The 6,778-nt window shown below is 37.6% G+C and carries 7 protein-coding genes; 6 read left to right on the forward strand and 1 reads right to left on the reverse strand.

All coding sequences use genetic code 11. From position 1 onward, the window contains the following. The 6 genes from PN447_RS09535 to PN447_RS09560 all read left to right on the forward strand — a co-directional run. The coding region (locus tag PN447_RS09535; protein ID WP_271762642.1) for an ATP-binding cassette domain-containing protein at positions 1-307 on the forward strand (307 nt) is incomplete at its 5' end. Between the two features lie 88 nt (positions 308-395). Then, on the forward strand, positions 396-1,949 hold the full coding sequence (locus PN447_RS09540) for an HlyD family efflux transporter periplasmic adaptor subunit (RefSeq protein ID WP_271762643.1): 1,554 nt from the start codon (positions 396-398) through the stop codon (positions 1,947-1,949). 23 nt (positions 1,950-1,972) lie between these two features. Then, positions 1,973-2,752: a peptidylprolyl isomerase gene (locus PN447_RS09545; protein WP_271762645.1), complete on the forward strand. Its 780-nt coding sequence runs from the start codon at positions 1,973-1,975 to the stop codon at positions 2,750-2,752. A 367-nt stretch (positions 2,753-3,119) separates the two neighbouring features. After that, positions 3,120-3,380, forward strand: coding sequence for a hypothetical protein (locus PN447_RS09550; protein WP_271762647.1), 261 nt, complete (start codon positions 3,120-3,122; stop codon positions 3,378-3,380). Positions 3,381-4,024: 644 nt separating this feature from the next. Continuing rightward, positions 4,025-4,339, forward strand: a complete 315-nt coding sequence (locus tag PN447_RS09555; RefSeq protein WP_271762648.1) for a hypothetical protein — start codon at positions 4,025-4,027, stop codon at positions 4,337-4,339. A 157-nt stretch (positions 4,340-4,496) separates the two neighbouring features. After that, positions 4,497-4,688: a hypothetical protein gene (locus tag PN447_RS09560; protein WP_271762650.1), complete on the forward strand. Its 192-nt coding sequence runs from the start codon at positions 4,497-4,499 to the stop codon at positions 4,686-4,688. A 470-nt stretch (positions 4,689-5,158) separates the two neighbouring features. On the opposite strand, the gene PN447_RS09565 is transcribed toward PN447_RS09560, so the two are convergent. Next, on the reverse strand, positions 5,159-5,458 hold the full coding sequence (locus PN447_RS09565; protein ID WP_271762652.1) for a hypothetical protein: 300 nt from the start codon (positions 5,456-5,458) through the stop codon (positions 5,159-5,161). Between the last annotated feature and the right edge of the window lie 1,320 nt (positions 5,459-6,778).

Consider the following 6,778-nt stretch of genomic DNA (forward strand, 5'->3'; position numbering starts at 1 on the left):
TGGACAACGCCAACGCCTAGCTATTGCTCGGGCTTTACTTGGTAACCCCCGGTTATTACTCTTTGATGAAGCCACCAGTCACCTAGACTCGGAATCAGAGCGGATTATTCAGAATAACCTCAAAACCATACTCAAAGGGCGTACCAGTGTGATTATTGCTCATCGCCTGTCCACAGTCCGCAATGCAGATTTAATTTTGGTTTTAGACCGTGGTGTATTAGTAGAAAGCGGTACTCATGATCAATTAGTCGCTAAAAAAGGACATTACTACTATCTCAATCAACAACAACTAGCTCAAGTAGTTTAAGTTGATCCGGTTTTTGCATTGGACTATACAAAAGGTGCGGAGTCATTAGACATTAGTCAGTTCCCAATTCCCAATTTCCTATGAAACTATGCCTTACACTTCTCCCAATTCTTCATCTGCACTTCTGAAACAAGAAGAGGATGACTATAAACTTTATATTCAACCCCAAGAAGAAACCACTCAATCTCACGAGCCGATTCCAGAAGGTAATACTCAGGATTTATATTATGGTACTGAGGAGTTACTAGATGCCTTACCAAAGGTGTGGACTCGTGGTGTGTTGTATGTATTGGTGGGTTTTGGCGCTTTAGCTTTACCCTGGGCGACTCTCTCGAAAGTAGATGAAACTGGTAGCGCCAGAGGACGTATAGAGCCTCAAGGTGCAACACAAAAATTAGACTCCCAATCCGTGGGGAATGTCACAGCTGTTAAGGTGACAGAAGGTGATAGTGTAACGGTGGGACAGGTGTTATTAGAACTTGACTCTGAGATTTTGCAGACTGAACTTCAGCAAGCTGAGGCTAAACTCTCAGCACTGTTAAACCAAGAAGCGCAGTTTGACGTGCTGAGAAATCAACTGCAGTTAACACTAAGTATTCAGAAACAACAAAATCAGTTTCAAGCCTTAGAGAAAATGTCCCAAGTTAACCAGGCAAAACAAAACCTTGGTTACAAACAAAGTATTTATAACCTGCAAAAGTTAGAAAAACAAGCATTACTCGGTCAGGTACAGCAGCAGGTTCAAACTGCTCAAAAGGAGGAACAGTCAGCTTATGAGCGTTTGAGTATAGATGCTCGGCAAGTCCAGCGTTTTGAGCAACTTTTGAACGATGGGGCGGTTCCCCTCAATCAAGTTGACCAAGTTAAAAAAGAAGAACAGGAAAGCCGACGCATTTATACCAGGGCGGAATCTGATGTCAAACAGGCACAATTACGCTTGACTGAAGAAATGAGTCGCTATGAGGCGACGATGAATCAGTTACAGTCTGATATCGAGCAAGCAAAACATCAACTGCAAGGGGAAGAAAACAGCTATCAAAGTTTACTACAAACTGGTAAATTGGCTGTTCTGAAATATCAAGAACAACTTAAAGACCTAGAAACCCAAGTTGCAAATTTACAATTGGAAATTACTCAAACTAACAGCAAAATTAAGTCCTTGAATCTACAAATGCAGCAACGAGTGGTGCGATCGCCTGTGGATGGGGTAATTTTTGAGTTACCAGTCTCTAAGCCAGGGGAGGTAGTACAAGTTGGTCAGAGAATTGCTGACATTGCCCCTGAAAATACTGCCATCATCCTCAAAGCTCATATGCCAGTCCAAGATAGTGGCTTCTTAAATGTGGGAATGCCAGTCAAAATCAAGTTTGATGCCTATTCATTCCAGGAATATGGCATCATCCAAGGTCAAGTTTCTCGGATTTCTCCCAATTCTAAAATGACTCAAACTGCCGCAGGAAATATAGAAACCTATGAGTTAGAAATCACTTTAGAACAGAACTATATCGAAAGGGACGGAGAACGTATTCCATTAACACCGGGTCAAACAGCAAATGCTGAAGTTATTATACGTCAGCGCCGGGTGATTGATTTTGTTTTAGATCCGTTCAAGAAGTTACACAAAAATGGTTTAGAGCTTTAATAGTTTACTTCGGGGATTGTGTCATGCCTCAAATTATCAATATTTCCACCGCAGATATTATTCACAGACTCAAATTATCGTCTCAAGTTCCTGGTCTGGTAGAGGCGATCGCCTCTCAAAAAATCATTCAGGAGGTTGCTCAAAAAGCACAAATCACTGTGACACCCGAAGAAGTTCAGCAACAAGGGGATAATCTCCGTTTAGCAAATAAGCTTGTCAAAGCTCAAGATACATTGACATGGCTAGAGAAACACCATCTTTCTGTGAATGAGTTTGAAGAATCACTATATAACAAAATCCTGGCTCAGAAGGTAGCAGATCATCTATTTAGTTCTCAAGTTGAACAGTTCTTTTATCAACACCAACTAGATTATGTAGTGGCCATTACCTATGAAATCATTTTTGATGATAAAGACTTGGCGTTAGAAATGTTTTATGCGCTGGAAGAGGGAGAAATCAGCTTTCCAGAAATTGCTCGCCTATATATCTCAGAGCCAGAGCTTCGCAGTACTTATGGGTACCGAGGAAGGCGACACCGCAAAGATTTTCGCCCGGAGATTGCTGCATCTGTATTTGCTGCAACTCCACCACAGGTGATTAAGCCCATTGGGACTGTAAAAGGAGTGTATTTAATTTGGGTAGAAGAAATTAGTCAACCCCAATTAGATGAGCAGTTACGCGAAAAAATTATTACAGAATTATTCAATGGTTGGTTAAAACAACAACTGGAGTGTATGCAAATAATTACTCATCTGGATTCCCAGAGCTTACAGCCTCAGAAAGAATTACTCAAACAGTCTTAATTTATGGGCGTTGCTGATTGGGAATCTGAAATATCCTTAATTTTTCATTGGTAAAATATTTGATTTATCTCACCCCTAGCCCCGCTCCTTAGCAAGAAGAGCGGGTAATGTCCTATCATTTTAATTCCCTAAATATCCCCGACTTCTGGCACAATCTTCTGACTTGATAACAGGTGATTATAGAAGTCGGGGTTCTCAGTTACCCATTGCTGTGAATAGTTAATTAATAGGAATAATAAGATAAATTTAGTTCATGAAATAGCATTGCATGAGTTATTAGATTATCTGGTTAATCCGCTATATTAGAAACATAACCGAAGGCAATAAATCGGTTATGTATCAAACAAGAACTCGTGGGAGAATATCGATGATTATTTCCGATTTAAATATCTTAGAAACAGTTAACGCAGAAGATGTAATTGGTGGTTGTGGCTACAAGGATGAATATGGTAAAAAGCCCGAATATCAGCCAACCAAGTATGGTAAAAATCCCAAATATGATGAACCAACCAAGTCTTATGATCCATGTGAGACAGTATGCTATGAAAAATGTGATGAAAAGGGTAAAAAGAAAGACAATGGAGTATTATATGTGACAATCTGCAAAGATGATGGGTATAAGTATTAGGCTTAGTTATCGCCTTAACTAAAGACCAACAGAATCCATTCATGTTCTCAGGGGCTCTCAGCGATTATTACGTTGATGCTATATATGAGAATACTTACAACCGAATTTAGTTAGTTTCCCTGTATTTCTGCAATTGAAATCAGGTAGTGAGAAGGTCGCTGGAATTGTTTAAAAAGCATTCCAGCGATTTTTTATTGATTGATTTAATGTTCCTATTTCAATGGATATCACAGACAGTTTCAAACCCAATACTTCCATTATCAATACCATTCATAAATAAGTCTATAGCATTTCCCATGCTCGTGAGGTACAAAGTTGTTTAGTTTCAGGGAACAGGGAATAGGGAATAGGCAATTGATGTGTACTTTATTAGCCTGAAAAAGGCTTTATATATTTGATTTTTAAAGATAACTCATCGGGATTATATGAGTGTTTATTCCACAATGGAATTAGCATATAGGCAAGAGTTGATTCTAGCTATCAATTGAGTTACAGTTAATAATTAAATGAATTATTTTTAGCAGAAATAAAATAAAAAGCTATTCTTTTTATGGAAAATATTAGCTATATTCTAAATATAGCCAAGCGGAACTTGGTTATACAAAACAATTCTCAACCCAGCGAAAAAATTCTAGGAAAGGCTCATGATTATTTCTGACTTAAATATTTTAGAAGCTGTTGACGGTTCTGCTGTTGTTGGTGGTAATGGCGGTTTCCACATCTACAACAATAAGTTGGAAAAAATTGACAGTAAAGTAAATGTTGATATTCGTAAGAAACTTGACGTACAAGTTGATATTCACGGTAACTTTGGTGATGCTCAAGCAGTAGCTCAAGCATATGGTCACAACACCGATGCTGAAACTATCACTTTTGCAGAAGTACATGAAGGTATTTCCTCTAATGCTGCTTCCCGTTCAACCGCAGCAGCTCTCAGAGAACCTAAGAAGAAGTACTAAGTCCAAATTATCAAAGATATAGATTATTTCTTTGACAGAATTTGACCGCAGAAGCAGGAGCAATTAACGAATTACCAATAAATATGGAAGTTAGTTTGCACCTCTTCTGCTTCTGTGGTCTTTACTCATTTATTTACTCAGAGTAGATAATCAGATTATGCCTCGTTATCAAGTTATAGTCAAACGTATAGTCTCACCGGATGGACAGATTATTGGTGAGGCTAAAAGTGTGGTTTCAGCGTCGCCCAATAGTGAAAGTGAAGTTGTTCAAACCACTGCGGTAAAAGTTTCTGCTGGTAGCAGTTCTAGTAGTTCTGCAACATCGGCTCAAGTTAGATTAGTGCGGTGAACAAAATCAAGTAGAAACAGAGATAATTTTTCAGAGGATGTTTGTCAAGTCATGATTAGTGTATCTAATATTTTTAGATCCCCCTAAATCCCCCTTGAGAAGGGGGACTTTGACTCTAGTTCCCCCCTTTTTAAGGGGGGTTAGGGGGTATCAAGAAGTGTCTAAAATCACCTTATAAAACTTATCAAACATCCTCTCAGATAAATGCTAGTTATCCCATGCTTATGATGCGTGGGATTTTCCATATAAAGTCTTTTAACAAGTAGTACCCCACTCTGTGGGGTATTACCAGAAATTGCAAATAAAAAAAATAAAAAATAGACAGTTACAGCACTTTCCAAGTGAATAGAGTACACACGTTAATATCATAAATCTTGTGGGGTGGGCATCGCGCCCTTTTGTACCTAACTCAGATGAAAAGCGCTGTAAAAAGTTTATTTGGAGTTAAAAGCTTACCAATCTAGATATTTTTAGGAATTATGTCTGATTAAAATCGCTATGTTTTTTTGGTAGGACAACATAAACCCGTTCTTATCCCTAGCTGTGGCAAAAGCTTCTCCCATAGCCTTACTAATTCTTGTCCGACCACTATCATCTACAATACTTTGAGCTTGGGTAAAAGTGTTGGACTCATCTCCAACTGCGGAGGCTGCTGTGGTTATTTCCGCATATCCCGGGGCGACATATGTTTGAATATCTGTAATAGCATCTAACCCACCAATAATACTGTCTTCTGTTGTTTCACAATAATCTAAGTCATTAATAACCATGTTTTTACCTTTTTCAATAGGTACTGATTTAATTACAATAATACTATAAAAAATTAATAAAGACTAGTGATTTAAGTTGATTTATTTTTATTTATTTAGATGTGTAACTATAGAAAAGATAGAAGTAATTATTAGTTTCTGTAGATAATCATTTAGATAGATATCAAGAGAACTTTCATTGAAAAGTTATATCTATAATATTCGCCCCTAGCATCACGAATCATAACGCAGATATAACTACAATCTTAGGCGGTACTGAGTGAAAGTATAAATTAGTTTCGCCCCCCAAGGCAGACTTTGGCTGCTAGTCAGGCGCAAAGGTGCAAAGAAAAAAGAAGGTCATTTTGGCATTTTATATTATGATTCCGCAAAGCCCCATTTTACCTTCGCGCCTCTACCTGGAGGGAAAGCCTAAGGGCGAATACGGTTAAAAAAAATTCCACAAAAGCCTTAAACTGACTCATGACTCATCAGCAGGATAACCTGACTCTTCATAGAAGTCATAGAAGCAAATTTTTAGAAGTTGATAAGCCTGAGCTGCTTCCCCCAGACAAAATCTATGACTAAGGTGTCTTTGCTAGGAGACCGCTGCAGAATTTCTCGATGATGCTCCAGGCTTTTCTGCGAATTTTGCAACATAGGAGTGAGGATTAATTGTAACCCCAAATTAGGATTATCTAATCTGGCAGTTTTCCCAAGAATAAAGGTTAGGTAGGTTTTATAACTTCTTCTAATTGCAAAAGTTTAGGATTACTGACCGCTGTCATTAAAAATGCTTTCACAAATATTGCCTCAACATATCCAGTTATTTGCCAATTTAGCGCAGTCACGAGAAAAGAATAGATATATTCGACAAAGAATGTAGTGAAATTATCTGCAATTTCCCTATAAAAATTCATATACTCAATCGATTTTTGTATAAACAATATTAGTGTATGGATAAATATTTGTATAAAAATAAAAATCGAATTCTTCAATCAAGTTTTGGCAGATTGGCATGACATAACTACTATAAACCTGCTACAAAAATTATGCCTAAATAAAACAGTAGTTGCAACTAAATTGGATAAAAATTCTCTAGACAGTACGCATAACTACCTCTCAACACCTCATTCCTATGTTTAATCTGTGTATTTTATGGTTAATTTTGCATTATCAATACATAAGTGGTGATTAAATTAAATCAGGCATTTACTATTCACCGAGTTTTTATTAGTCATTCAGACTAATGCCGTTTTGGAGGTTAGATAATGACAACAGTATTTTCGCCACAACATCTAGGTGAAAAACTCACTGATACTTTAGGAGAGAAGCTGACAA

Origin of the sequence: Anabaena sp. CS-542/02 (assembly GCF_028331085.1) — a bacterium.
Taxonomy (GTDB): Bacteria; Cyanobacteriota; Cyanobacteriia; order Cyanobacteriales; family Nostocaceae; genus Anabaenopsis; species Anabaenopsis arnoldii.

What these genes read in the sequence shown, in the direction of transcription:
- PN447_RS09540 (WP_271762643.1), top strand. Translation starts at nt 396, where the DNA reads ATGCCTTACACTTCTCCCAATTCTTCATCTGCACTTCTGAAACAAGAA.
- PN447_RS09545 (WP_271762645.1), top strand. Translation starts at nt 1,973, where the DNA reads ATGCCTCAAATTATCAATATTTCCACCGCAGATATTATTCACAGACTC.
- PN447_RS09550 (WP_271762647.1), top strand. Translation starts at nt 3,120, where the DNA reads ATGATTATTTCCGATTTAAATATCTTAGAAACAGTTAACGCAGAAGAT.
- PN447_RS09555 (WP_271762648.1), top strand. Translation starts at nt 4,025, where the DNA reads ATGATTATTTCTGACTTAAATATTTTAGAAGCTGTTGACGGTTCTGCT.
- PN447_RS09560 (WP_271762650.1), top strand. Translation starts at nt 4,497, where the DNA reads ATGCCTCGTTATCAAGTTATAGTCAAACGTATAGTCTCACCGGATGGA.
- PN447_RS09565 (WP_271762652.1), bottom strand. Translation starts at nt 5,458, where the DNA reads ATGGTTATTAATGACTTAGATTATTGTGAAACAACAGAAGACAGTATT.